General features: G+C 42.3%; 19 protein-coding genes. 5 read left to right on the top strand and 14 right to left on the bottom strand.

All coding sequences use genetic code 11. The annotated features are described in order from the left end of the window. Window positions 1-214 precede the first annotated feature (214 nt). Together ccpA and MKY77_RS19410 are read right to left on the bottom strand one after the other, a co-directional pair. A complete protein-coding gene (gene ccpA / locus MKY77_RS19405) occupies window positions 215-1,213 on the bottom strand; it encodes a catabolite control protein A (protein ID WP_342515451.1) in 999 nt (332 codons plus the stop codon). A gap of 242 nt (window positions 1,214-1,455) precedes the next feature. Next, window positions 1,456-2,532: a bifunctional 3-deoxy-7-phosphoheptulonate synthase/chorismate mutase gene (locus MKY77_RS19410; RefSeq protein WP_237663446.1), complete on the bottom strand. Its 1,077-nt coding sequence runs from the start codon at window positions 2,530-2,532 to the stop codon at window positions 1,456-1,458. Window positions 2,533-2,671: 139 nt separating this feature from the next. Between MKY77_RS19410 and MKY77_RS19415 the strand changes: the two genes are divergently transcribed. After that, window positions 2,672-4,846, top strand: a complete 2,175-nt coding sequence (locus MKY77_RS19415; protein WP_339147291.1) for a cell division protein FtsA — start codon at window positions 2,672-2,674, stop codon at window positions 4,844-4,846. A gap of 166 nt (window positions 4,847-5,012) precedes the next feature. On the opposite strand, the gene ytxJ is transcribed toward MKY77_RS19415, so the two are convergent. From ytxJ to MKY77_RS19430, 3 genes are all read right to left on the bottom strand, one after another. Beyond that, the gene (gene ytxJ, locus MKY77_RS19420) at window positions 5,013-5,339 is read right to left on the bottom strand and encodes a bacillithiol system redox-active protein YtxJ (protein ID WP_339147292.1); all 327 of its coding nucleotides are present in this window, start codon (window positions 5,337-5,339) and stop codon (window positions 5,013-5,015) included. A gap of 79 nt (window positions 5,340-5,418) precedes the next feature. After that, window positions 5,419-5,952, bottom strand: a complete 534-nt coding sequence (locus tag MKY77_RS19425; protein ID WP_339147293.1) for a YtxH domain-containing protein — start codon at window positions 5,950-5,952, stop codon at window positions 5,419-5,421. 13 nt (window positions 5,953-5,965) lie between these two features. Next, the gene (locus MKY77_RS19430) at window positions 5,966-6,400 is read right to left on the bottom strand and encodes a DUF948 domain-containing protein (protein WP_339147294.1); all 435 of its coding nucleotides are present in this window, start codon (window positions 6,398-6,400) and stop codon (window positions 5,966-5,968) included. Window positions 6,401-6,626: 226 nt separating this feature from the next. Here MKY77_RS19430 and MKY77_RS19435 point away from each other — a divergent pair, with 226 nt between their 5' ends. Continuing rightward, window positions 6,627-7,742, top strand: coding sequence for an aminopeptidase (locus MKY77_RS19435; protein ID WP_339147295.1), 1,116 nt, complete (start codon window positions 6,627-6,629; stop codon window positions 7,740-7,742). A 184-nt stretch (window positions 7,743-7,926) separates the two neighbouring features. Here MKY77_RS19435 and murC read toward each other — a convergent pair whose 3' ends face one another. From murC to MKY77_RS19455, 4 genes are all read right to left on the bottom strand, one after another. Next, window positions 7,927-9,228: a UDP-N-acetylmuramate--L-alanine ligase gene (gene murC / locus MKY77_RS19440; protein WP_339147296.1), complete on the bottom strand. Its 1,302-nt coding sequence runs from the start codon at window positions 9,226-9,228 to the stop codon at window positions 7,927-7,929. Window positions 9,229-9,545: 317 nt separating this feature from the next. Continuing rightward, complete coding sequence (locus MKY77_RS19445) at window positions 9,546-10,631, bottom strand: nicotinate phosphoribosyltransferase (protein WP_339147297.1); 1,086 nt, start codon at window positions 10,629-10,631, stop codon at window positions 9,546-9,548. Window positions 10,632-10,762: 131 nt separating this feature from the next. Beyond that, on the bottom strand, window positions 10,763-13,186 hold the full coding sequence (locus tag MKY77_RS19450) for a DNA translocase FtsK (protein ID WP_339147298.1): 2,424 nt from the start codon (window positions 13,184-13,186) through the stop codon (window positions 10,763-10,765). Between the two features lie 99 nt (window positions 13,187-13,285). Beyond that, window positions 13,286-14,089 (bottom strand): DUF1444 domain-containing protein, encoded by an 804-nt coding sequence (locus tag MKY77_RS19455; protein WP_339149863.1) that lies wholly within the window; start codon window positions 14,087-14,089, stop codon window positions 13,286-13,288. 665 nt (window positions 14,090-14,754) lie between these two features. Here MKY77_RS19455 and MKY77_RS19460 point away from each other — a divergent pair. Then, entirely contained in the window at window positions 14,755-19,146 is a 4,392-nt protein-coding gene (locus MKY77_RS19460; RefSeq protein WP_339147300.1) for a S8 family serine peptidase, read from the top strand. 290 nt (window positions 19,147-19,436) lie between these two features. On the opposite strand, the gene MKY77_RS19465 is transcribed toward MKY77_RS19460, so the two are convergent. Next, window positions 19,437-19,751 carry a thioredoxin family protein gene (locus tag MKY77_RS19465; RefSeq protein WP_339147301.1) on the bottom strand — a complete coding sequence of 105 codons (315 nt, stop codon included), beginning with the start codon at window positions 19,749-19,751 and terminating at the stop codon, window positions 19,437-19,439. Continuing rightward, entirely contained in the window at window positions 19,751-20,770 is a 1,020-nt protein-coding gene (locus MKY77_RS19470; protein WP_339147302.1) for a PTS sugar transporter subunit IIC, read from the bottom strand. Before MKY77_RS19470 ends, MKY77_RS19465 begins: the two co-directional genes overlap by 1 nt. Window positions 20,771-20,974: 204 nt before the next feature. Between MKY77_RS19470 and MKY77_RS19475 the strand changes: the two genes are divergently transcribed. After that, the gene (locus tag MKY77_RS19475; protein WP_339147304.1) at window positions 20,975-23,128 is read left to right on the top strand and encodes a methyl-accepting chemotaxis protein; all 2,154 of its coding nucleotides are present in this window, start codon (window positions 20,975-20,977) and stop codon (window positions 23,126-23,128) included. 156 nt (window positions 23,129-23,284) lie between these two features. Here the strand turns inward: MKY77_RS19475 and MKY77_RS19480 are convergent, their stop codons facing one another. After that, window positions 23,285-23,803: a hypothetical protein gene (locus MKY77_RS19480; protein WP_339147305.1), complete on the bottom strand. Its 519-nt coding sequence runs from the start codon at window positions 23,801-23,803 to the stop codon at window positions 23,285-23,287. A gap of 169 nt (window positions 23,804-23,972) precedes the next feature. Here MKY77_RS19480 and MKY77_RS19485 point away from each other — a divergent pair, with 169 nt between their 5' ends. Next, window positions 23,973-24,413: a YtoQ family protein gene (locus MKY77_RS19485; protein WP_339147306.1), complete on the top strand. Its 441-nt coding sequence runs from the start codon at window positions 23,973-23,975 to the stop codon at window positions 24,411-24,413. Window positions 24,414-24,422: 9 nt separating this feature from the next. On the opposite strand, the gene MKY77_RS19490 is transcribed toward MKY77_RS19485, so the two are convergent. Both MKY77_RS19490 and MKY77_RS19495 read right to left on the bottom strand, forming a co-directional pair. Further along, the gene (locus MKY77_RS19490) at window positions 24,423-24,962 is read right to left on the bottom strand and encodes a DUF84 family protein (RefSeq protein WP_339147307.1); all 540 of its coding nucleotides are present in this window, start codon (window positions 24,960-24,962) and stop codon (window positions 24,423-24,425) included. An 88-nt stretch (window positions 24,963-25,050) separates the two neighbouring features. Beyond that, the gene (locus MKY77_RS19495) at window positions 25,051-26,121 is read right to left on the bottom strand and encodes a M42 family metallopeptidase (RefSeq protein ID WP_339147308.1); all 1,071 of its coding nucleotides are present in this window, start codon (window positions 26,119-26,121) and stop codon (window positions 25,051-25,053) included. Window positions 26,122-26,173: the final 52 nt, after the last annotated feature.

Genomic DNA, 26,173 nt, shown 5'->3' on the forward strand with positions numbered 1-26,173 from the left:
GCACTTGGCTTCGCTTTCAGCGAGACGCCTGTGGAGCCTCCTCGGCAAGCCTGCGGGGTCTCCAAAATGCGCTACCTCCAGCTGCTTGGAGTCTTCACCCTGTGCTCCAATCAACAGCTATGTTATGTAGAATCATTTTGAGCCTTCCATAAGAAAAGAGGACAAACGTTGTTGTTTTTGTCCTCTTCTTTTACTATCTATATCGACAGCTTTTTTATTTTGTTGAGCGTCTAAATTCAATTCTATGAGGAAGTACGACAGTTTGGTCCTCCACTTTCTCTTTATTCATAAATTTCGTTAAAAGTCTCATGGCAACTGCACCAATATCATACATCGGTTGAACCACGGTAGAAAGCTGTGGACGAACCATTGTCGCTAGTCGTGTATTATCAAATCCAATTACTTCGATGTCTTCAGGGATATTCAGTCCATTATCTTGAGCACCATGGATGACCCCCAATGCCATTTCATCGGTCCCAACAAAGATTGCTGTAGGACGGTCTTTCAAGCTGATCAATTTTTCAACCGCTTCAATTCCTGAATCATAGGAATAGTCCCCTTCTAGAACAATCTCCTCATCATAGGATAAACCAGCTTCTTCTAAAGCACGCTTGTAGCCTGTCAGTTTTTTCTCTCCGTTGATTGGTTCTTCAAAGAGGCCTGACACGTAACCCACGCGCTTGTGTCCCTTCTCAATCAATGCTGTTACAGCATCAAAGGCTGCTTGTACATAATCGATCGTTACAGACGGTACCTTATTGTCTCTTTCAATGGAAGCTGCCAATACGATTGGTACAGGAGATCTTTCAAACTCCGCTGCAAGCTCTTCTGTTATATTTCCACTCATGAAAACAATTCCATCCACTTGCTTGCCAAGCATCGTGTTCAGTAAGTATAACTCCTTGTCCACATTTTGGTCGGAGTTGCTCAAGATGATATTGTACTTATACATGGTTGCAATATCCTCAATTCCGCGAGCTAGCTCTGCATAGAAGATATTGGAGATATCAGGGATGATTACCCCAACCGTTGTCGTTTTCTTGCTTGCCAATCCTCTAGCCACGGCATTAGGACGATAACCTAAGCGTTCGATGGCTTCCAATACTTTTTTTCTTGTTGTGGGTTTTACATTTGGGTTTCCATTTACTACTCGGGAAACCGTTGCCATGGAAACATTCGCTTCTCTGGCAACATCATAAATCGTTACGTTCATTCGCACACACTCTCCTTCATTTTTCATGCATCTATGTAAGGCAATATTTAATAAGATAAATTTGGCAAAATAACGCATTTATCTAATAATCATACGTTATTCTTTGCCTACAATCAATGAATTTACTATACTCCTCCCCATATCTTTTGCTAAATGTAAATTTTTTATGAAAACTTAATGAAAACTTATGAATACAAGAAAAGACGAGCGTTTCAATCCGCTCGTCTTGGAGAAAATGTTTATTATGACTTGTACGAATAATGACTGCGTAGTTCCGTGATGAACTCATTGAATTGATCGATGTCCATCTGCTGTGCCGCGTCAGAAAGTGCTACTGCCGGATCAGGATGGACTTCAGCCATCACTCCATCTGCACCGATTGCAAGTGCAGCCTTTGCAGTAGGCAATAGAAGATCTTTTCTACCAGTGGAATGTGTTACATCCACAAATACTGGTAAGTGAGTTTCTTTCTTCAGAATTGGTACAGCTGAAATATCTAATGTATTTCTAGTAGCTTTTTCGTACGTTCTGATTCCGCGCTCACATAGGATGATCTGGTCATTCCCTTGGGAGATGATATATTCTGCTGCATTAACGAATTCATCAATCGTTGCGGCCAATCCTCTTTTGAGGAGTACTGGTTTTCGCACCGCACCTGCAGCCTTCAGTAGTTCGAAGTTCTGCATGTTACGTGCACCTATCTGGATGACATCGACGTAATCACAAGCGACTTCAATATCTGCAGGGTTGATGATTTCACTGATGATTGCCATATCATATTCATCACCAACACGTTTCAATATTTTCAATCCTTCAAGTCCAAGTCCTTGGAAATCGTAAGGAGAAGTTCTAGGCTTGAACGCACCACCGCGAAGCAATTTTACTCCCTGTGCTTTTGCAGCTTGTGCAACTTGTGCAACTTGTTCATAGCTTTCTACGGCACAAGGACCGATGATGAAGTTTTGAGATCCATCACCAATTTTCACACCCTTGACTTCTACAACCGTATCTTCCGGTTTTTTCTTACGCGACACTAGTAATGCTTTTCTATGATCATCTTTTTGCAGTTCCAAACCTGCTTTGAAGATCTCTTTGAATAAATGTTGTAATGTGGAGGTTTCGAAAGGACCATCGTTATGCTCCGTGATCAAGTCTAGCATCTTTCTTTCACGGACTGGGTCATATCGATTTACACCTTGCGCTTCCTTAAGCTTACCAATTTCCTGGACAAGCTCACCGCGCTTGTTGATGACCTCTAGTAGTTGTAAGTTGAGTTCTTCGACTTGTTTTCGCAAGGCGTCTAGTTCGTTATGACTCATATTATTTCATCCTTTCTGTATTTATAACAGTACCGAATTGTGGTACATTTCTATTAATTAGTTATTATATACGATGACTTTAAGATTGTCACGAATTTTTTCTTTATTAATTAAACGCTTTTAAGCGGTAAAGTATCATATGATGCATTATAGGGATGGTGAATGTTTTTTGATTTTCGCATTGGACATTGGAACCAGGTCTGTAGTTGGCCTGCTTCTGGAAAAAGAAAACGATAAATTCCATATGATTGACATGGTGGTAAAAGAACATGATGAGCGTGCTATGTTGGATGGCCAAATCCATGATATATTGGCAGTTTCAAAGGTGATTACATATGTGAAGGAACAATTGGAGGAAAAGCATGGGCCTCTCACCAAAGTTTGTGTAGCCGCTGCCGGAAGGGCTCTAAAAACGCAGACTGCATATGCCATTCAGGATATCAAAGGGAAAGCACTGTTCAAAGAAGAGGATATTTTTCTACTTGAACTGGCTGCGGTTCAAGAGGCACAACGAAAATTACTACAAGAGAACCAAATTGATCATGCCAATCAGTATTTCTGTGTTGGTTATTCGGTGCTCCGTTATTATTTGGATGAAGAGGAGATTGGCAGCCTTCTTGATCAGCGCGGAGAAAAAGCTTCTGTTGAAATCATTTCGACCTTCCTTCCTAAAATTGTGGTGGAATCTTTGATTTCCGCACTGCAACGCTCTAACTTGCAGCTCGAAGCCCTGACTCTTGAACCGATAGCAGCCATTAATGTACTCATTCCAGCTTCCATGCGACGCCTTAATATTGCATTAGTCGATATTGGAGCGGGTACCTCTGATGTAGCAATTTCGATGGACGGAACCGTAACCGCTTACGGAATGGTTCCTGTTGCAGGTGATGAGATCACCGAAGGACTTAGTGATGCTTTTTTGCTGGATTTTCCACAGGCTGAACAGGCGAAGAGAGAGATGCTGGCAAGAGAAACCATTACCTTTACAGATATATTAGGCTTCGAACAGACCCTTTCAAAATCTGAAATGGTGGAACAAATCTTGCCATCTATTGAAAAACTTGCAACGTCCATTACGAATGAAATCAAAAGACAAAATAATCAAAAATCCCCTAAAGCTGTTATGCTTGTAGGTGGAGGTAGTTTGACGCCGTCTCTTACATCTTTGATTGCCAGAAATCTGGAATTACCTGAAAACCGAGTTGCAATTCGTGGAGTGGATGCCATCCACCAGCTTCACCCTACCATCCTTCCGGTGAAAGGTCCTGAATTCATCACCCCTATTGGAATAGCCATTGCTGCAAAAGAAAAACCAATTGAATACGTTTCTGTCACCGTCAACGAATTGCCCATCCGATTATTTGATGTGAAAAAATTGACGATTGGTGACAGTCTCTTAGCTTCAGGCATCAACATCAATAAACTTGTCGGGAAACCAGGATTAGCATTGATGATAGAAAAGAATGGGGAAAAGATTACTATTCCTGGAAGCTTTGGAGAACCCCCGAAAATATATAAGAATGGAAAAGTCGCTCAGGGTTTTGATTCAATAGAAAATGGAGACGACATTTTCGTAGAAAAGGGACAAGATGGAGAAGCTGCCAAGGCAACCGTAGGACAACTGATCGGAACGGAAAATACGTCTTTAACATTACATTTGAACGGGATTCCAGCTGACCTCAACCCCACTATATTAGTAAACGGTGAGCCTTCTACGTTGGATACCCCTCTCTCAGACAGGGATAAAATAACCCTCCGATACCCTAAAAACATTAAAGAACTACTTGTTTCCACGAAGCAAGTGACAGAGGATGAACTGGAACCCTTTTATCTATACATTAATGACGAAAAAAGCTCCCTTTCTTCACTTTCTGTTCAGTTAAAGAGAAATGGTAGCAGGGTGTCTGCCACCGATACCTACTCCAACCTTGATCAGATTGTATGGGAGCAGGCAGCAAGCCCAACAGTAAAAATGCTGTCTATGCTTCAACAATACGAAACCAAACAGGAAATTGCCGTCACTTATAAGGGAGCTAAAGTGGTACTATCAAAGAACCTACTTGAATTTTACCGTAATGGAGAATTATTAGAGGAAGAAGATTTATTAAAAAGAGGCGACCATCTGCAACTGATGCTCAGACGGAAAGAACCATTCATCTTTCAAGACATGTTCAGGTTCGTAAACATCGAAAAACCAATAGGAGCTGGATCCTTCGTTCTAAAGAAAAATGGAGTAAAAGCATCCTTCTATGACCTAATCGAACACGGAGATGAACTTGACATCGAATGGGAAGACAAGAGGGTTCAGGTATAAGTTTAAACAATCTTCTAGTTGTTGATTGGAACATAGGGCGAAGACTCCGACGGGAGGTAGTACTTAGCGGAGATCCTGCAAGCACCCTGTGGAGATGTGGAAATCAACAGCGGTGTTAAGGAAGACCTAAAAATAAAAAACGAACGTGCATCTACGCACGTTCGTTTTATTTTACATTTTCCTGTAAAGAAGAATACGTGATTTTCCAATGAGAAGCATTCCACACAACGTCTCCACCCTTAAACATTAAAGCCTGCGGAGATTCATGCTTCACTCCAGTTGCTTCCGCAATATGATTGGAAAGCGGTCTTGCATCTTGGACATTTAAGTAATAGCAAGGAACCTGATCCTGATCTGCTACAAAATTCTCAAACTCTTCAAAAGCAGCATGACTAATGGGACAGGTTGTACTGTTTTTAAAAAAGAGAAATGTTTCATTTTCTTGGAGAACTTGATTAAATTCTTCTACGGTTTGTATCATAGTTTTATCCATTTTCCGACATCCTTTACAATTGAATAGTGAAATTAAAAACGGCGAAGCTATCATATCACTTCGCCGTTTGAATCTCAAGTTATGAGTTTACGTTCTGCTCGTTCTGTTCGTTCTGTTCTTCTTCACTCACAGATAACTTTTTCTCTACGTCTTCTAACGCAGCTTTTGTTTCTTCAAGTCTTTGTTTTACTTCGTCAGACATGTCCTCGGTACCATTTTCAATAGCAGTAGCCGCTTCAGAGATGATATCTTGAACCTGCTCTTGCAGTTCCATGGATACATCCCCATTTTTTTCTCTCAGATGCTTAACTTTATCCATCACTTGCTGGGTTTGATCTGTGATGGCTTTTGTTAATTGGTTTGTTTTATCTTTAGCTGTTTCAGCTAGTTCAGTCGTATATTCAGTAGCTTGCAGCTTCCAAAAATCTGTTTTTTCTTTCAATTGAGTTGCCTGATCTGTAATATCCCCACGAAGTTCTCTACCGGATTTAGGAGCTAGGAAAAGCGCAGTAGTAGCACCCACGATTCCACCAATTAATGTACCGATCAATAAGTCCTTTGCATTGATGCTGTCTTTGTTAACTTCTTGATTCTTCATCTCTTCATTGCCCATTTCCGATTCCTCCTCATAAATTGTTGATTTTATTTTTTTGTTTTCTTTCATTCCATTTGTCGACAAGCTCCATTGCTACATTGGACCATTGAACGACCTGTGACACCTTATCCTGATTTTGATCTAGCTGCTTGGCAACATTATTAGATAAACGTGAAACGGAATGATTAAATCCCTGAATGGAAGTACCTACATCCTTTACAGCAGTTACAACCGTATTAAGTTGTTGTGACTTATCTTGAATGTCATCCATTAATACATTGGTCTTATGTAAAATCTGCTCTGTCTCGGATGTGATCCCCTTCATCTGGTTTTCAATGCTACCTAAAGTCCCGGCTACTTGATTTAATGTGCCTTGCACTGATAGAAGGGTTTTTGAAACAAAAATAACCAATATTAAAAAAGCAATAGCTACAATAATTGCGCTAATGTAAAGCAATTCACTCAAAGTGACACCTCCTGGCTGCTGACCTACATACTAACTAGTTACCCTATCTGTTACAGTTTAAACATCCTATACCCCTTTTTATTCTAGGACAATGATAAAATCCCTTCAAAAAATAAAAGATTTTTTTAGAATATGACATTTTTTTTCAGACAAAAAATTCAACAAACTTCGCGGAATCGGTTACAATATAGGTGTTACATAACCAATTTCACTAGGGGGCCAAACAATGAAAGATCCTCGGATTCAAACACTTGCAAAAAATTTGATAAACTATTCCGTACGTCTTCAAAAAGGCGAAAAAGTATTAATTGAAAACTTCGGTTTGCAAAAAGAGCTGGTAATCGCACTTGTAGAGGAAGCTTACAAAGCTGGAGGCTACCCTTTCGTATCCTTGAAGGATGTCCAGGTTGACCGCGCACTGTTAATGGGGGCACAAGAAGAACAATTTAACATGAAAGCCGATTTCGAAGCAAATGTCATGAAGAATATGGACGCATATATCGGCCTTCGTTCAGGTGACAATATCTCAGAATTATCAGATGTTCCAGATGACAAGCAAAAAATTCAAGGTAGCACAGTTGGAAAGAAAGTACACCGTGATATCCGTGTGCCTAAAACCAAATGGGTTGTCCTCCGCTATCCAAATGCAAGTATGGCTCAACTAGCTAAAATGAGCACTGAAGGATTCGAAAACTTCTACTTTGATGTGTGTAATTTAGATTACGGAAAAATGAGCAATGCCATGGATGCTTTAGTTGAACTGATGAACAAAACGGATAAAGTAAGAATCACTGGTGAAGGGACTGACTTGACTTTCTCTATCAAAGATATCCCTGCAATTAAGTGTGCTGGGGAAATGAACATCCCTGACGGGGAAGTTTACACAGCTCCCGTGAAGGACTCTGTAAATGGAACGATCACGTATAACACTCCATCTCCTTATCAAGGGTTCACGTATGAGAACGTAAAATTGACTTTCCGCGATGGAAAGATTGTGGAAGCATCAGCGAATGATTCTGATCGTATAAACAAAATTTTCGATACAGATGAAGGAGCACGATTTATCGGAGAATTTGCGATTGGAGTTAACCCGTATATCCAACATCCGATGCAGGATATTTTGTTTGATGAGAAAATCGACGGCAGTTTCCACTTCACTCCTGGTCAGGCCTATGAAGATGCTTGGAATGGCAACAATTCCGACATCCATTGGGATATGGTGATGATCCAGCGTCCTGAATATGGTGGTGGAGAAATCTATTTCGATGATGTATTGATCAGAAAAGATGGAAAGTTCGTCATTTCCGAGCTTGAAGGTTTGAATCCTGAGAATTTAAAATAAGTTTTTGATATGGTGCCATCCACAGGTTGAATATGTGGATGGTTTTTTGTTTCTTTGGGGAGCGGCTAGTAAGATACATAGACGCACCAGCTCTGTTTCCTCCTATACAGGAATTCCTTATCCTTCGCCTAAATGACAAAAAACCGGTCTCCCTTCTCACAAAGGAAAACCGGTTCTAATATAATTATACTTGTAACGACTTTTCATATGCTTCCTGGAATTTTGTTACATCACCAGCACCCATAAAAATGATTACTGCATTTTCATGTTTAGCCAATAATTCCGTTCCTTCTTCCGTCAAGATCGCTGCCTGATCTATTTTTTCCAGAAGATCATTAATGGTCAGCTTCCCCTGGTTCTCACGCGCGGAACCGAAGATATCACATAGATACACATGGTCTGCACCACCCAGGCTTTCAGCAAACTCGTTCAAGAAGGTTTGCGTTCTTGTAAAGGTATGCGGCTGGAATACCGCAATGACATCGCGGTCCGGGTACTTTTGATTCGCAGCATCGATTGTCGCGCGAATCTCGGTCGGATGATGCGCATAATCATCAATCAATACTTGTGAACCGACCACTTTTTCAGAAAATCTTCGTTTTACTCCTTCAAAAGTTAGCAATTGGCTCTGGATTACATCCGCAGGGATCTCTTCATAATGGCATAGAGCAATCACCGCTAATGCATTCATGATATTGTGATCGCCATAGCCTTTTATTTTGAAGGTGGCATAGTGGTTGTTACGGACAAACACATCGAAGGTCGTACCTTCTGTGGACTTTTCCACATGACGGGCCTGGAAATCATTTTCTTCCCCAAAGCCGTAATAGATCACAGGGACCTTCGCTTGGATTTTTTGCAGATACTCGTCGTCTCCGCAGGCAATGATTCCTTTCTTCACTTGCAAGGCCATCTCTTGGAAGGCATTGAACACATCATCGATACTGCCAAAATAATCTGGATGATCGAAGTCAATGTTAGTCATGATTGTGTAGTCAGGGTAATAGGACAGAAAGTGTCTCTTGTATTCACATGCTTCAAATACGAAATATTCGCTTTCTTCGGCTCCCCGACCAGTACCGTCCCCTATCAGATAGGATGTCGGCTTTGCCCCTTGGATGACATGAGAAAGCAATCCCGTGGTAGATGTTTTTCCATGTGCGCCAGTTACAGCAATACTTGTAAACTTCTCCATAAACTGACCTAGAAATTGCGGATAACGAATAACAGGTACATTCAGTTGCTTCGCCGCCTCAATCTCCTCGTGTGTATCAGGAAATGCATTACCAGCTATCACCGTCATGTCTTCCTTTATATTTTCTTTATCGAAAGGAAGGATCGTGATGCCCTTTTCTTCTAGCCCTTTCTGAGTAAAGAACCTTTTCTCGATATCCGAGCCTTGAACCTGATAGTGCATATCGTCGAGAATTCCCGCAAGTGCACTCATTCCTGAACCTTTTATACCAACAAAATGATAAATGGTCATGAAAAAACCTCCAACATTTATCTATATATAATTCGATTACTTACTCTGCAAACGAACTGATCAATAGTTTATTTTTGTGCAAGACATCGCTTTCCGTGTATGGATATACCATTATATGATAAGCGTCTAAATTTGCTAATTCCCCTAATGACAAGGGTTCAAACCATATGTAGAAAAGGCTTTTTGTCTAACAACGACCTATTATAGCACTAATTAAAGAATTACTCTAGTTCAGTCCAGCTAACGGTAACGGCAGAAAGAAAAACTGATAGAGATATCTTTCTACCAGTTTCCCAAGAAATGTGGACCGATATACGTTAGTCCACTTTTTCGAGGCGCTCGTTAAACCGGTACTTCCTACCGGCTTTTGCTTGCGGCTCCCCGTTTAATACAACATTGTCGCCAGTAAAACCGATATGAATTTTCAATAGGCTTCCCCCGACACCATATATGTCCACTGGTACGTCCTGTTCTTCAAATTCTTTGATGCGCTGCTCACTGAAACCGCCACTTACCACGATCTTCACATGTTGGTAACCTTCTTTATCCAGTGCTTCCCTTAAAGCAAATACTAACGGTGCATTTACACCGCGCGGATCAAAGGTTCCCAATACATCCTGATGGCGGATGAAATGTTGGTCAATCATGGTTCTTGAAGTATCCACCCGGACTCCTTTGAGTTTGTCTCCAAACTCCCTTGCAACACGCAGGGCATCGGTAATCACATCATTGTTGTAATCCACCAGCACAAGCAGTTCATCCTCCGGAAACTTGGCGTGGTATGCTTTGGAAGCTTCCACAACGTCACCGTTGAAAAGTTGGATAAGGGCATGTGGCATGGTCCCCATCCCTTTTTTTCCCCACCATTCATTCATGGCGTGCGTTGCTTGTGCAGTAGATCCTCCGATATGTGCGGCATAACCGTCTCCTGCCTGTTGAGTATAATGGTCATCACGGTCTCCCATAAAGATGACAGGCTTTTGCCCAGCAGCTTTGACCACATTATAAACATTCGTGGATACAGAAGTTCTTCTGGCCAGGATCCCGTCAATCACACCTTCTAAGAAGCCGAAATTTTGATATGGACCGGTTATGGTCAGTACAGTTTCGAACGGGGAGATTTTGTCCCCATCCTTTAAAGAGTAAATCTCCAGTGATTCTGGATCATCCGCGAATGTTTTGATTAAAGCAATCACTTCGTCTGTGCCGCATAAAACAGCATGATCTTTTTGAAAAAACTGCATGGTGACAATATTATCCGGTTTGAATTCCTTCACGATCTCTCTTGTTTTCAAAAAGTATACCGCTGAGAACCAACCTTCCTTCACACGTTCATCAAACTTAAAGGTGCGATTTGTCAGCCTTTTTATTTTACCCTGTAGCTTCAACTCAATTTCTTTCATTTTATTAAAAGCTCCTTACGACCCTGTATTTTGGGTTACTGTCTTGCCGGAAATGCCGACTCCTATAGTTTTACTATTATTTATAATAATAGATGTTTGTATCCATTTACAACATTTCCTGTAACAGAGCTTTAATAGTCAGAATCTTGCATATTGATCAGTTCTTCTGCTGATACAAGTACGTCCCTCGGTTTACTGCCTTTTGGTCCTGAAATGACGCCCTGATCCTCCATCAACTCCATCAAGCGCGCTGCACGATTATAGCCGATGCGGAACCTTCTCTGGAGGCTGGAGGTGGATGCGCCGTTCTGATCTACTACATACTGGCATGCCTCGAAAAATAGCTCGTCCTCATCCTGAATTGTAGCTTCTTTCAACAGCTCGCTTTGTTCAAAAAGATATGTTGGCTTTTGCTCCTTACGGACGTGATCTACCGCTCTCTCAATCTCTTCATCTGACACGAAGTTACCTTGGACCCTGATTGGTTTTGGTGCACCGTTTTCCAATAACAACATATCCCCTCTGCCTAGCAGGCGTTCTGCTCCACCAATATCAATGATGGTTCTGGAATCGACCTGAGAGGAAACGGAAAAGGCGATTCTTGTCGGGATGTTTGCTTTTATCAATCCCGTGATGACATCTACGGAAGGGCGCTGGGTGGCTATTAATAAGTGCATGCCGCAAGCGCGCGCTTTCTGAGCGATTCTGCAAATGGCTTCCTCCACATCACTCGGCGCCACCATCATCAAATCTGCCAGCTCATCAATGATGATTACCATATAAGGCAATGTTTCCTGGTTATGCTTCTTGGCTACCTCATTGTACTTTCCAATGTCCCGGACTCCTGCGTGAACAAATAACTCATATCGACGTTCCATCTCTTCCACTGCCCATTTCAAAGCAGCTGTCGCGGCTTTAACATCAGTGATGACTGGGCTTACTAGATGTGGAATATGATTGTATGGCGTAAGTTCGACCATCTTTGGGTCTATCAATAACAGTTTTACCTCATCAGGTGTACTTTTAAATAACAGACTCATAATGATAGAGTTTACGCACACGCTTTTACCTGATCCAGTGGCACCGGCGATCAAACCATGGGGCATCTTTTGCAAATCCAAAACGACCGGTTGACCAGATATGTCAAGCCCCAACGCCACCGTCAATGGGGAAGTATGCTGGATAAAAGAAGGATGACGAATGATTTCCCGAATAAAAACAGGCTTACTCACCCGGTTGGGCACTTCAATTCCAATCGTGTTTTTCCCAGGTATCGGTGCCTCCATCCGAATGTCACGTGCAGAAAGGCTTAACTTGATATCATCACTCAAATTAGTTATCTTGTTCACCTTTACACCAGGCTCTGGCTGCACTTCAAATTGGGTAACAGACGGTCCTTGTGTGGCCTTTACCACTTTGGCCCCAACTCTAAAGTGGTGGAGGGTTTCATTGAGAAGCTCCCTTTGGGCCTCCACCCATTCCCTATCATCCTCGGAATGCTGGGGCGGAATGGAGAGCATCGTGATAGAAGGCTTACTAAAGTAAGGCTGCGCTTCTTCTTGTTTTCCAACTACCTGTTGTTTTCTTTCCAAGGACCGTTTATCCTGTTTGAGCATGATTACATTAAAAGGAATATGCTGCTGTTTGCTGGAATCTTGTCGCACTTGAGTTTCTCGTTTCTGTCTTTCCTCTATTCTTTCTGGCTGGACATCCTCTATAGTGACTGCAGATTCCGCATAGGAGGGAGCTTCTGGTATATTTTCCTCAATAGCAGGTTCATGTTCCGCTCTAAGCAAAGCCTCATATGAGTCATCTTTTGCAATTGTCACTTCTTCTTTATGAGATTCGGAAATTGACTCTTCGCTTGGTTCCACAGCCGTTTCATAAGAAGATTCTTTCTCTTCCAATCCTGCTTCCACTATATGTGGAGTTGAATTTTCTTCTAACAGAACGTCATTGAATTCTTGGACCTTTTCCTTTTCTCTTCCCAACTCCGCAAATCCTTGATAGCTTCCATAGGAAGTTTCCATTGCTGTGACCTCAGTTACTTCTAATTCCCCAGCAGGTAATTCCTTGCTTGTTAATTCTATCTCCGGTAGATAGGTATGTCTTTTTTCAATCGCAGGACGAGGTTTGTATCCAAAAATGGGCGAAACGAATTCTGTAGGATGAAACGGCTGTTTGTTTTCGTTCACCACTTTTTCAAATTTCTTTTGAGGCTGAGCAGTTTTTTTCATTTCTGCATCCTTCTTCATAGGTGGCTGTTCCACTTCACTCTTCTGATTTTCCTTTTTTTGCTCGAATCTTACTTGTTCAAGCTGCGGTTTGCTAGGCTGCTTCGCCTTACCACTCTCTCTTTTTCCCCTCTTGCTTGGCTGTTCTGCATTTCCTTCATCGGGAATCAGGGGGAATCGGAATTTTCCTGTCGGGTATTGATACGCCACCTTTGCATTCGCTTGTTTTTGTTTATTTCCCGGTTTCTCAGCGTAATCTTGCTCAATGGTACGTTCTTCATCCTCACTTAGCTGAGCAAACAGCTTTTTAAACCAGTTCACATCTATCACACTCTTTCTTACTTTTTGTGGTACCGCACACTTATAAAAGGCGATGGTTGCTATCTATATTTTTCGAAACCAATTCGAATTTTTCTACTGTTATTTCTTATGTTTCTTATTATCTTTTCCTAAAATGAAGATCGGTTCCAACTGCCCTTCTTCATATAAGAAGGATAAGGCAGTGATAGGAATTTTACCATTTACGAAGAAGCTCATCGTCAACTCGGCAAGGATGTCGTATCCCACCTCATTCTGTATATCCGCCAAAATCAATACATCCTGATGGGGAACCGCCACTGTCATCGTACCTATCACTTTCTTTTTGAAAGAATCTAAAAAGGATTCATTAAGGATCCTGCTAGCATCGTATCCGTCATTAGAACGCACAAAATAAAAGGTGTTACCGGCCACTACATCTTCTTTCATACTTGTAGGTAATGATCTGACATTGAACATGGCCATTTCTTTTATCGTGTTTTTAGATAGATTCTCTCTTTGTAATAGATTTTCATCAATCAGTTTATATGACTTCCCTAAATCAATAGCATAGTAAATCCTTGTTTCTGCAGTATGCTCATCATACACCAAAGACACATCATTGCTTGTTTTCGGGAACGAAGTGGAACGGATGACAGGATAAATATGGCGCTCTGCCCCATTCAATTGAACCGGTATCTTCATACTTGTGAGGGCCTCTCTCACATAGTACACGTATTCCTCCAACGCTTGAACATCATTTGCTTGTTCGTATTTTGACATCACCCCTTGCAGGGCGATGGTAATTCCCTTTTGAGTTTCCTTATCCTCCACACGCAAGGCTTCATTTTCTCTATCGTATGTAAATACCCAGCTTGGATGGGCCAACTTCTCTTCTAGAATTCGTCTGATTTTCTGTATCGTCATTTTTTCCACAAGGAACAATCCTTTCTCTCTTTTGAGGTCACCCTTTATTGTACAACAAATCAGAAAGATATTGTAATTTGTCGAACAACGTTTTAGGTGAATGCGGTATCATTACTATCAACTATTTGAAAGTTGTGCCATTTAAGTCGTTCTCCCCTTCTTCCGACCTATCTCCCCTACCAAATACCCTTTTTCACTTGTAAATCTCTGAATCTAAGTGCTTATTTGGGCTTCCTTTATTCTTTTAGGAATACGAGCACTAGTACGTTTTTATTGTTTTTTAGAAAATCTAAACGCAATGAATCAACTTAGGCTATTCCTACTACATATTTTTTTCAGATGGAAATACTGTAAAGATTAGGAAAAACCTTTGTTTATAGAATTATTTTACAAATATTCTTCCTATTGCCACTTTTTATCCAACCTCTACCAATTCCCCAACTTGAAAAAGCTGTCTGAAACTTACGTACTATTTTTAGAATATTCTGATATTGTTCCCTCTTTTTCGACACTATTCTTCTACACACTTTATTAATCTTTAATTGTCACCGAGATACTCCTACATAAGCAAGATTCTACCGAACAGCGATGGTTGGTGGATATTTCTTTGAAAAGGGGGGAAGATTCATCGGTTTTTTGTATTTAATTTCAAAGGGGGATGTTGAATGAGTAGGAAGAACAAACGTAATTTTACTAGAGTATTCAGTATCATTATGTGTTTATTACTGATCGCCCCAAGCTTTATCCCTGGTACTGCTTCTGCGCAAGGGAAAAAAGCTTCCGTTTCTTTGGGTGAATCTAAAGAAGTGATGGCAAGTAAAATAACGGATCGTTTATCTACGCAGTTTTCTAAAGATGGGGAAAAGGTTACCTTCCTTATCAAATTCAAAGAACAGGTAGATACGCAGGCAGTAGCAGCTAAAGCCGTGGAAGCAGCCAAGGTACAAAAAGCTTCTGCCGGACAAGAAAAACTGATGAAACGTAATGCTGTTGTCTCTGAGTTAAGAGCAACATCAATCGAAACCCAAGCAAATGTAAAAGAGTACCTTGAAAAAGCGGTAGCTGATGGAAGAGCAAAGGACATCCAATCCTTCTACGTAGTAAACGGGATGGCCGTTACTGCAACGAAAGAAGTAATGGAGGAGCTTGCTAGATTCCCAGAAATTGAAAAGCTTCTTCCAAACGAAGTACGTCAGTTGGATCCGGCAGCAGAAGCAGCTGCGACAACTGAAATCGCAGTAGAAGAAAAGCCTGCTGCAGGCCTTGAGAACATTGAGTGGGGCGTTGCCCAAATCGGTGCTCCTCAAGCGTGGGAAATGGGTGTAGACGGTCAAGGGACTGTTGTAGCCAGCATTGACACAGGAGTTCAATGGGATCACCCTGCTTTAAAAGAAAAATATCGTGGTTTTAATGCTGGAACTGGTAATGCAAACCATGAATACAACTGGTTTGATTCCACTCCTGCAAACCAATCAACTCCTTACGATGATGACGGTCACGGTACGCACGTAACAGGTACGATGGTTGGTGCTGAGCCGAATGGATCTAACCAAGTTGGGGTTGCTCCTGGAGCAAAATGGATTGGCGTTAAAGCATTTACTCCATCTGGTGGTACGGACGTTGCCCTACTTGCAGCTGGAGAGTGGATTTTAGCTCCAAAAGATGCTAGTGGAACTCCAAACCCTGCGATGGCTCCGGACGTTGTCAACAACTCATGGGGCGGCGGACCTGGCTTGGATGAGTGGTATCGACCAATGGTGCAAGCATGGGTAGCGGCTGATATCTTCCCTGCTTTCGCTGCAGGAAATACACGCATCGGGAACCCTGGCGGTCCTGGATCTGTTTCCACTCCTGGTAACTATCCGGAATCTTTTGCAACAGGTGCAACTGATGTGAACAGAAACCTTGCAAGCTTCTCTTTACAAGGTCCTTCACCTTATCAGGAAATCAAGCCTGAAGTATCTGCACCTGGTGTTGGAGTTCGCTCTTCCTTCCCTGGTAACAGCTATGGTGCTGCTAGTGGAACTTCCATGGCAAGCCCACATGTAGCCGGTGTGGTTGCTTTACTTAAGCAGGTTAACTCTAACCTGACTGTGGCAGACATTGAGGAAATCTTGATGACTACTGCAACGGAAAGAACAGATTCCAATTTCCCTGACTCTCCAAACAACGGATATGGACATGGTATCGTCAATGCATTTGATGCAGTATCTTCCATAATATCCGGTCTTGGAAAAATCAAAGGGCAAGTTGCGAAGGATGGAGAAGATGACGAAGCTCCAACTTTCGAACATACAGCACCTGTTGAAACTTATGCTGGCATGAACCTGCCTTTAAGCATTCACGTACAGGATAATGTAAGTATTTCTTCTGTAACATTGCAATATCAAAACACTGCTGGTGAGTGGGTAAATCTTGCGGCAGAGCGTGCCTCTGGTTCTTACAATGACGCTACTTACACAGCATCCATCCCTGGTGACGACATTGCAGAACCTTCCGTATCGTACCGTTGGCATATTGTCGACTTCGGTGGCAATGAAGTGATTTCCGATACGTATGAAGTGAGCGTACAACCTGGTATCACGGTTGGCTATTCCACAGATTTCGAATCTGAGCCTGTAGGATGGTACTCTTTCGGTGCTGTCAATTCATGGGAGTGGGGTGTTCCGACAGCAGGACCCTCTGCAGCCAACTCTGGAGAGAAAGTATATGGTACTAACCTTTCCGGTAATTATGGCAACAGCGCGAACATGACACTTGTGATGCCTCCAATCGACCTGCCGGAAGATAGTGGTGCATACCTTCAATTCATGAACTGGTTCAACCTAGAGACTCGTTACGATTTCGGCCACGTATTTGTTTCTACAGACCAAGAGAACTGGACCCAACTACTACGTTTTGACGGTATCAGCGAAAGCTGGACTGCTAGAGAAGTGGACCTTTCTGAATATGCAGGTCAACGTATTTACATCGGTTTCAACGTTACAACGGATAGTAGTGTTGTACGTACAGGCTGGTATATCGATGATGTCGCATTATCAGCAGAGTCTAATGCAACAGCAGCATCCACACAGCTGGAAGTGACGAAAGAAGAGAAAGTTGAAGCAAAAGAGGAGCAAGTAAATCCAGATAAAATCCATCCGGTTGCTACTCCTGAAAAAGAAGAAGCTGTGAAAGAGGATGTTAACCCTGCGGCACTTCCATTACATGCACAAGTGACTGTATTGGAAACAAACCGTTCTGTTAATACAAATCCTGCGAACGGCTATTACGAGCTTTTACATGCAGCAGGCACATTCACGGTGCAAGCTGAAGCATATGGATATCACCCAGCCCAACAAACAGTTGAAATCGCTCCAGACGGAGAAGCAGTCGCTAACTTCGTATTGGACGAAATGGCACGTGGTACTGTTAACGGTACTGTGACAAACAGTGTTACTGGGGATCCTATTGCAAACGCAACATTAATGCTTATTGAAGATGCAGCAATTGCCCCTGTAACAACAGATGAAAACGGAAACTTCTCCATCACTGCATTAGAAGGCGACTACACACTTCGTGTAATGGCTCCTTCCTACTATAGTGAAACTGTAGAGGTATCTATTGAAGGTGATGAAACGACTAACCTTGATGTAGAATTACGCCCATTCATTGGATACCCTGGTGAAATCGGCTATGACGATGGTACTGCTGAGAATGCCCGCGCATTCTATGATGCCGGAAACGGTTGGGCAGTAAAAATGTCTCTACCGGAAGGTCAAAACAGTGCGCTTGTAACTGGTGGATTATTCCGATTCTGGGATACTACATGGCCAACTCCTGGTGGTACAGACTTTAAAGTAGAGGTTTGGGATGCATCTGGTTCTGATGGAGCTCCTGGATCCAAGCTTGCGGGACCATTTGACGGTACGGCACTACGTACTGGTGAGTGGACAACTGTTGACTTGGCAGAGCATGGAATCATCGTAGAACAAGACTTCTACATGGTTTACATCCAGTCTCAACCTAATCCGAATGCACCTGGCCTTGGAACAGATGAAGATGGACCAAATGCTGGCCGCAGCTGGCAATATGTAGGTGGTGCATGGTCTCCTTCCCCTGAAGCCGAAGGAAACTATATGATCCGTGCTTTAGTAAATTTTGAAGTGACAGCACCAACGATCACTTCTCCAGCTGATGGTTCCTTCACAAATGAAGGTACTGTAACGGTAGAGGGTAATGCTTCTCCTACAACAACTGTTCATGTGATGAACAATGGCGAAGAAGTGGCAACTGCTACAGCTACAGATGAAGGAACATTTGCTGTAGATGTTTCCCTGACAGAAGGTGCAAACGCGCTAACGGCCAAATCCTCAACTGAGACAGGAGAGACGGAAGAATCAGCTCCTGTGACAGTGGTGCTTGATCAGACCGCTCCTGAACTTGCCATTACAAGTCCTGAGGATGGTTCTAAAACAAACCGCGAAACAGTCATTGTAACAGGTACTGTCGCGGATGAGAACCTGGATTTTGTAAAAGTGAACGGTCAGAAAGCAACTGTGACAGATGGAACATACTCTCACAGAGTAATGCTTGAGAATGGTGAAAACAACATTACAGTGGTGGCTACTGACCTTGCAGGAAATAGTACTAGCCAAGACGTAACAGTCCATGCTAAATACAATGCTCCTGAAATCAGTAACTTAAAGCCGACTGAAGACAAGCACTTAAGAGCTGGAGAGTCTGTGAAGATCGAATTCAACAGTGACCCAGGACTTCGTGCAACCTTCTCCATCCGCATGCCGTTAACAAACGCAGCGACCATGATGGAAGGCAATGATGTCAACAATGCAGTCGAGCTACCATTGATGGAACAATCTCCTGGTTACTATGTAGGGTATTGGACAGCTACTTCAAGCGTCGTGGCAAGTGGTGCAGAAATCGAAGTTAAAGTATCTGATGACTTCGGTAATGTGACACGTGCAATTGCAGATGGTAAGCTGTTCATCAATGATGGAAATGATGGGAACGGCAAAGGAAAAGGTAAGCCTGAAAAGCCTGGGAAGAAAAATAACTAGGTGGTAAATGGGAAGGCAGGCAGTCACAGAAACGTGATTGCCTGCCTTTTTTATGGGATTGTTTATGGTGTTGATGATGGGTGGCCAGTTCGAATGTCCAAAGAGTTCCGGTTTTTGTCCAAAGATATTACCTAATTGTCCGAAGAAATATTTGTGTCCGAACCATATTTACACAACAAAAACATAGGTATTTCCTTAAAAAATACAACATTACCACCCCCAATTTTAAATAAGTCCTTAAACCACAAAAAAACAGCCATCCCCACGGATGACCGGTCCCAAAAAATCTATCAACCTAACGAAGCTACAAATGCTTCAATTTCTTCCTGCGTCTTGCGGTCCTTACTTACGAAACGACCTGCTTCTTCCCCATTTTTATACCCAACAAAACTTGGAATTCCGAATACACTCAACTCGGCACAAAGATCAATAAACTCATCCCTGTCCACATAAATAAACGTGTACTCGTTAAACTTCTCCATAATTTCCGGCAATACCGGCTCAATGACACGGCAGTCAGGACACCAGTCCGCAGAAAACATGAACACAACATCTCTTTCATTTTTCAAGTGGTTGAATTGTTCCAAGGATTGTAATTTTTCCATTATCGTTCCCCTCCAATATTAATTCTCATATCCCCCTCTTTAATGAGGGATCGCTTTCTCATCCATTCTGATACAACTAAACTTACCACAGCGGGTCCTACAATGTGAAGCAACAAGACTTTTATTAGTACCGATACAGAAAAGCCCATTGCAGCAAAGGTCATGATCTGACCGACCAATCCGCTTGTCCCCATTCCGGCCCCTTCTTTCACGTTTACCATCTGGAAAACCGTCGTACCAAGAGGGGCAAAAATAATTCCTGCTACCGTTGGGGGTATGATGATCATCGGGTTTTTGATAACATTGGGCACTTGAAGCATGGAAGTTCCTATACCTAAAGCTAAAAGGCCAGACATTTTATTTTCCCGGTAACTACTTACAGCAAACCCTACCATCTGAGCAGCACAACCGATTGTGGCTGCTCCGGCAGCAATCCCTTCCAACCCCAGCATCATCGCAATTGCGGCACTCGATATCGGTGCAGTCAGTGCCCACCCCATCAATACCGCAACCAGCATACCCATTACAATGGGCTGTTGGTCGGTAGCCCACATGATCAGGGATCCTAATGAGTTCATCCCCGCATTAATGGGGGGTCCAATAAAAGTCGCAACAAGGAAGCCTGTCAAAATGGTCACAAAAGGAGTAACCAGAATATCTACTTTTGTTTCTTTCGATACCAGCTTGCCCGCTTCTGTTGCCAAAAGTGCGGCAACAAAACTGCCTGCCGGTCCACCCAGTTGCGCTCCTGCTGCTCCAGCAATAACAGTCGCAAATAAAACCAATGGTGGTGCCTTTAGGCCATATGCCACTGCTGCACCTATTGCTGGGCCCATCAACCCCATTGCCAATACTCCCATATCAGTAAAGAAAGTCCAACCCAGCTGATCTCCCACCGTTTTAATAATCAATCCGATGATCAAGGAAGAGAACAGACCCAGAGCCATATAGCTCAACCCGTCTATTAAATAAACCCTTGCCGAAAGCGTTACGCCCTTTTTATGTAAAAAAGCTTTCATATCCTCACTCATTCCTTTTTATATTTCCTGCACGATTTACATTAATAATAACGAATAGCTGTCGATATATACTAGTAGATATTTTAGCTTTTGTTAAAAGTTTGTTGTGGATATTGTAGAATTATGTCTATAATTACTTTAAAATATCAGATTTTTAACAAAACATATAAAATTCGAAAGTCTTTTATGTTTTAGGGGGGTACCATGAAAACAATAAGAGGTAGAGTAAGATTTATTTTATTGGCAGCCATAACAGGTCTTATCATTGTGTTATTATTCAATTTCTTTTTCTACTTTACTCAATCCACTGCAAAAGAGCAAGAAACCGCTTTGTTTGAAGCTGTAAATGGAAGTAAAGAAATAAAGTTCGCTTTCTCTGATACTCGTAAAAATGAACAGGAGTTTTTACGAATTCCAAGTGATGAAACTTCCATGGTCATTAAAGAAAATTTAGAGATCATCCAGCAAGAGTCAGCTGATATGCAACAGCAGTTTGCTGCATATGAAGAGATCGCAAGCCGCTTTTCTCAAATCGAAACGGCCGCATCAAATTATCTGAATGAATTTATTCCTCTTGAAGAGCTTTATAAAGAAATAGGTTTTACCGAATTCACCGGCCTCCAGGGAGTTATGAACGGTTCGGTCAGAAACCTAGTTATCAATGTAAGGGGGGCAAATCGCGAGGAACTTACAACCACTTTAATGAACATGAGACTCTATGAACAACAGTATCTGGCTACCAAACAGGAAGCTAGATACCGTGAATTCATAAAAAGCTCCGATACATTCAAAGCACAATTGGCAGAGGCGGATCTTCCTGATTCCCAGAAGAATGGGTTATTGGAGCTTTACAATCCATACGTGCAAGCAATGACGGATTTGTACAACAATTACACCGCTTCGTACCTCTTTGTAAGAAACTTTGAAACGATAAGCGACGAAGTGGAGGCAAGTGTAAATGAAGTGGAAGCTGCGGTGTCCGATCTGCAAGCACAGCTTCAACAAGAATCAAACGGGAAGCTTCAAACCATTATGTTGCTTACACTAATTATTAGCGTACTTTTATTAATATTCTTAAGTACAACAGGCTATTTCCTAAACCGAAAAATTGCCTCTTCCATCCGTTCTCTGAAAGATGGAGCTTCTAAAATTGGAGAAGGGAATTTCGCTTACCGTGTTCCAATCACCACCAAGGATGAAATGGCAGACCTTGCAGTAACCTTTAATGCTATGGCTGAGAAAGTACAGACTTCCTTGTTAAAAGTGATGGAAGCCACAGATAAGCTACAGTCTTCCTCTCAAAATCTGGCGGCAATATCTGAAGAAACAACCGCACAGTCGACAGAGGTGAACGAAGCGATCAAACAGGTCGCCATCGGTTCCAGCGAGCAGGCTCTGCATCTTGATGAGAGTACTGACATTTTAAAACGAGTCAAAGCGGCTGTTGAACAGGCAGACCACTTAAGCATGGAAATTAAATCAAAAGCCGATCACGCTAGACTGGTTGGGGAGGACGGATTGACGGTAGTGAAGGACCTGCACCAATCATCCGAGCAGTTCCTGGAGCTTGCCAACCATTTGACTGAACGGGTACAACAGGCAACAAAACAGTCCCAGCAGATACATACCATCGTTGCCACTATACAAGAAATCGCAGAGAACACCGACCTATTGGCATTGAATGCTGCTATTGAATCTGCCCGGGCTGGTGAGGCTGGAAGAGGATTTGCCGTTGTCGCTCAAGAAGTTCGTAAACTTGCTGAGCGTTCGAAGCATGAAGCATTATCCATTAAAAAGCTTGTGACAGAAATGGGCAATCAAATGAGCAAACTATCCAATGACGCCTTGCAGTTCAACGAGTATAGAGATCTACAACAGCACTCAGTTGATCAAACGAAAACATCTTTTGAAAAGATTGCTGGAAATGTTCTTGAAATCAATCATAAGGTGGACGATGTTCAGCAAGCGATTGTACAGGTTACCCAGTCAAATAAGCAATTAGAGGAAAAGCTATCAGAAGTCCATTACATCTCCGAAGAAGCTGCGGCTACCTCCGAGCAGGTCAGTGCTTCCAGTGAGCATCAAATTGTCGCAATCGAACAGGTGAATGAAGCGGCTATCTCACTCTCTGATATTGCTACTGAACTCCAAGAGGAAGTAAGCCAGTTCATCGTGGAAGAGGAAATCGGACAGATGAATGGGCAGGATATCGTGACCAACGAACAGACGGACATTCACGAAGATGAAGAAGAAGTCACCCCTGAAGAGGAAGAGGCCGAAGCTAGATGGGCTCATGAAGAAGCTGCTGCGGGCATGAAAGAAACCGCTGCTTCCTCAGAACAAGAGAATAAACACTAATCAATGCAAACCAGTTTGTCCAAGACAAGCTGGTTTTTTCTTTTCAAAAGGCTGTTTTTTTCGTATTTAGCGAATGGCAACAATCCTTGAAAAAGAGCCTTTCAAAAAAAAGAATACGACAGGCACTTCCTCCCCATCATATTCTTTCTCTCCTACTTATTTAATTTTAACCGAAGAAACAACCTCCATCATGCTTTTCGTGCTGCTCTCCATGTTTTTGGTGTCCGTTACTGTGGTCATTTTCACTCCACCAACCCCAACCGTCACCTCATAAAACTCTTCTTTTTCTCCTTCAACTGGAGATATAAGCATATAACCTAAACGACCGTCTTCCAAGACTGTATGGTCAAGTTGCAATTCATCATAGTTCACCTTGGTAGAATCATATAAAACCTCAGAATCCTTTGATTCAAATGGATTCGCAAACAATAGATAGGTTTGCTCTTTATGTGTAAGGACGATGTTGTTTTCCGTTTCTGTATCAACTGAGAACTGTGAGGGAAGATAATAATGAAAGGCATCTGTCTCCTCTGTTGCTTCCATTTCTTCACCATTGAACGTTTGTTCAAAAGCATCAATGGATTTCTGGGTGGCATCTTCAATAGAGATCGAGCATCCTGCTAAAAATAATAATGATAAAAATAAAATAGAAATGATGGCTCTTCCGAAATACAATATTTCCACTCCCTTTAGTACTAAATGACTACAAAATTCACACTTATTCTATCATACCTATAAATCTTTCCCTATGACAAGGACAAGTTGGAATTATCACTTAATTCTCTTTTTTATGATAGACTAATTAATAGATAAATAACAAGAGGTACTATTTGGAGGGATTGTAATGAAATTTACTATTTACCTTGCTGGAGAAATCCACACCGACTGGAGAGAAGAATTGAAAGACAAAGCCAAAGCGTTAGACCTTCCCTTGGAGTTTGTCGGACCAATGACAGACCATGAGCGTTCGGATAACATCGGGGAATTGATTATGGGAACTCAAGCAAATCCCATCGCAAAGGATGAGGCAGCTTCCCAAATCAACAACCTGCGCACGCAACTTCTAATGAAAAAGTCAGATGTTGTCATTGCCCTGTTTGGCGAAAAGTACAAGCAATGGAATACAGCGATGGATGCAAGTGCTGCCATCAGCCTTCATAAACCACTTATATTAATTCGACCTGAAAATCTTCATCATCCGTTGAAGGAGTTGTCCAATAAAGCAAATGTTACGGTGGAAACGGTGAATCAGGCATTAAAAGTACTTACTTACGTACTTGAGTAGAAGCAGGCTTTAAGTCTGCTTCCTTCTCTTATACTTCCATTGCCCCACCAGCAATCGACTTACATGTTCAAACATTTGCTGCCTTGTTACAGCTCCCTCAGAAAATATCCCTACTGCCCCTTCATGTTTCCTGATATCTTTCCGCTGACAATATTCATCCATAAGATCGCCAAGCTCTCTTCCTGCCAGGAGTTCTCCTTTAAATGATTCCGGAAGAGCTATCCTAGCACCACCTGCGATGAATTCTTCCCCATCTTTCGCTACAAGCGCTCCCCAATTACATACCATGACAGTGAAAGCTGGTGCAGAATCCAAGACCACCCCTCCTTCAAGCCCAATGGCAAACTCCGCATCGTCACATTTCGCTAAAGCTTGTCTTGCTCGATGTAATGCACCTTCAATCGTTTCCTGATCAGATAAAGGCTGTTTACTTACTCCTGAATCCACGTCCATTGCCACCGTCTCCCAGTTCTCCATGTCCATTTCAGATAATGTTCTTTGCACCGCCATATATTTAGCAGGATTTCTTGATCCGACTATTACTTTCATTTTAAATCTCCTCCTTCAAATAAAAAAAGCGATGAGGTTCCCCCACCGCTTTCCACTCATTTACTTGCATTCTTTTCCACCATTTTGATTAACGGCTTCTAATGGAATCCACTGTGGATTGATCTGTGGATTTGACAAGCTTCACGATAAGCTCTCTTGCAGCAGCATAATCATCCACATGTACAATAGAAGCATGTGTATGGATATAACGTGAACAGATTCCAACTACTGCAGAAGGTACTCCCTCATTTGAAGTATGAACACGCCCTGCATCCGTACCACCCTGAGAGATGAAATATTGATATGGGATGCTATTGGATTCAGCTGTATCCAATACAAAATCCCTCATCCCCGTGTGTGTAACCATAGAGCGATCGTAAATGCGCAATAACGCACCTTTTCCAAGATGACCAAATTCCTTCTTATCCCCTGTCATATCATTTGCCGGAGAAGCATCAAGGGCAAAGAAAATATCAGGCTTGATCATGTTGGCCGCAGTTTGGGCTCCACGCAATCCTACTTCTTCCTGCACAGTAGCTCCAGAATATAGCACGTTCGGAAGCGTCTCTCCTTGAAGGTCCTTCAATAACTCAACAGCAAGTCCGCAACCATAACGATTATCCCATGATTTTGCAAGGATTTTCTTTTCATTCGCCATCGGAGTGAAAGGGCAGACAGGGACAATTTGCTGACCAGGTTTGATGCCGATCTTTAAAGCATCCTCTTTATTGTCTGCACCAATATCAATTAACATATTCTTGATATCCATAGGCTTGGCACGTTTTGCTTCATCAAGAAGATGAGGAGGAATTGAACCGATCACACCAATTACTGGACCATTGTCCGTCATGACCTGCACACGTTGAGCAAGTAAGACCTGGCTCCACCAGCCACCAAGTGTCTGGAATCTGATCATTCCGTTTTCCGTGATGGAAGTAACCATGAAACCAACTTCATCCATATGGCCTGCCACCATAACGGTTGGTCCCGTTTCATCTCCTCTTTTCACACCAAAAATCCCACCCAAACGGTCTTGTACTACTTCATCCGAGTATTTTTCTAATTCACTGCGCATGAAACGGCGAACATCATGTTCAAATCCAGGTGCTCCTTGCAGCTCCGTTAACGTTTTAAATAATGATAATGTCTCTTGATTCAAGTAAGTCATCTCCTTTTTTCTCAAGCTTCTATGTATGTAGATCTGCATATAC

The sequence above is a fragment of the Sutcliffiella sp. FSL R7-0096 genome (genome assembly GCF_038595065.1).
Taxonomy (GTDB): domain Bacteria; phylum Bacillota; class Bacilli; order Bacillales; family Bacillaceae_I; genus Sutcliffiella_A.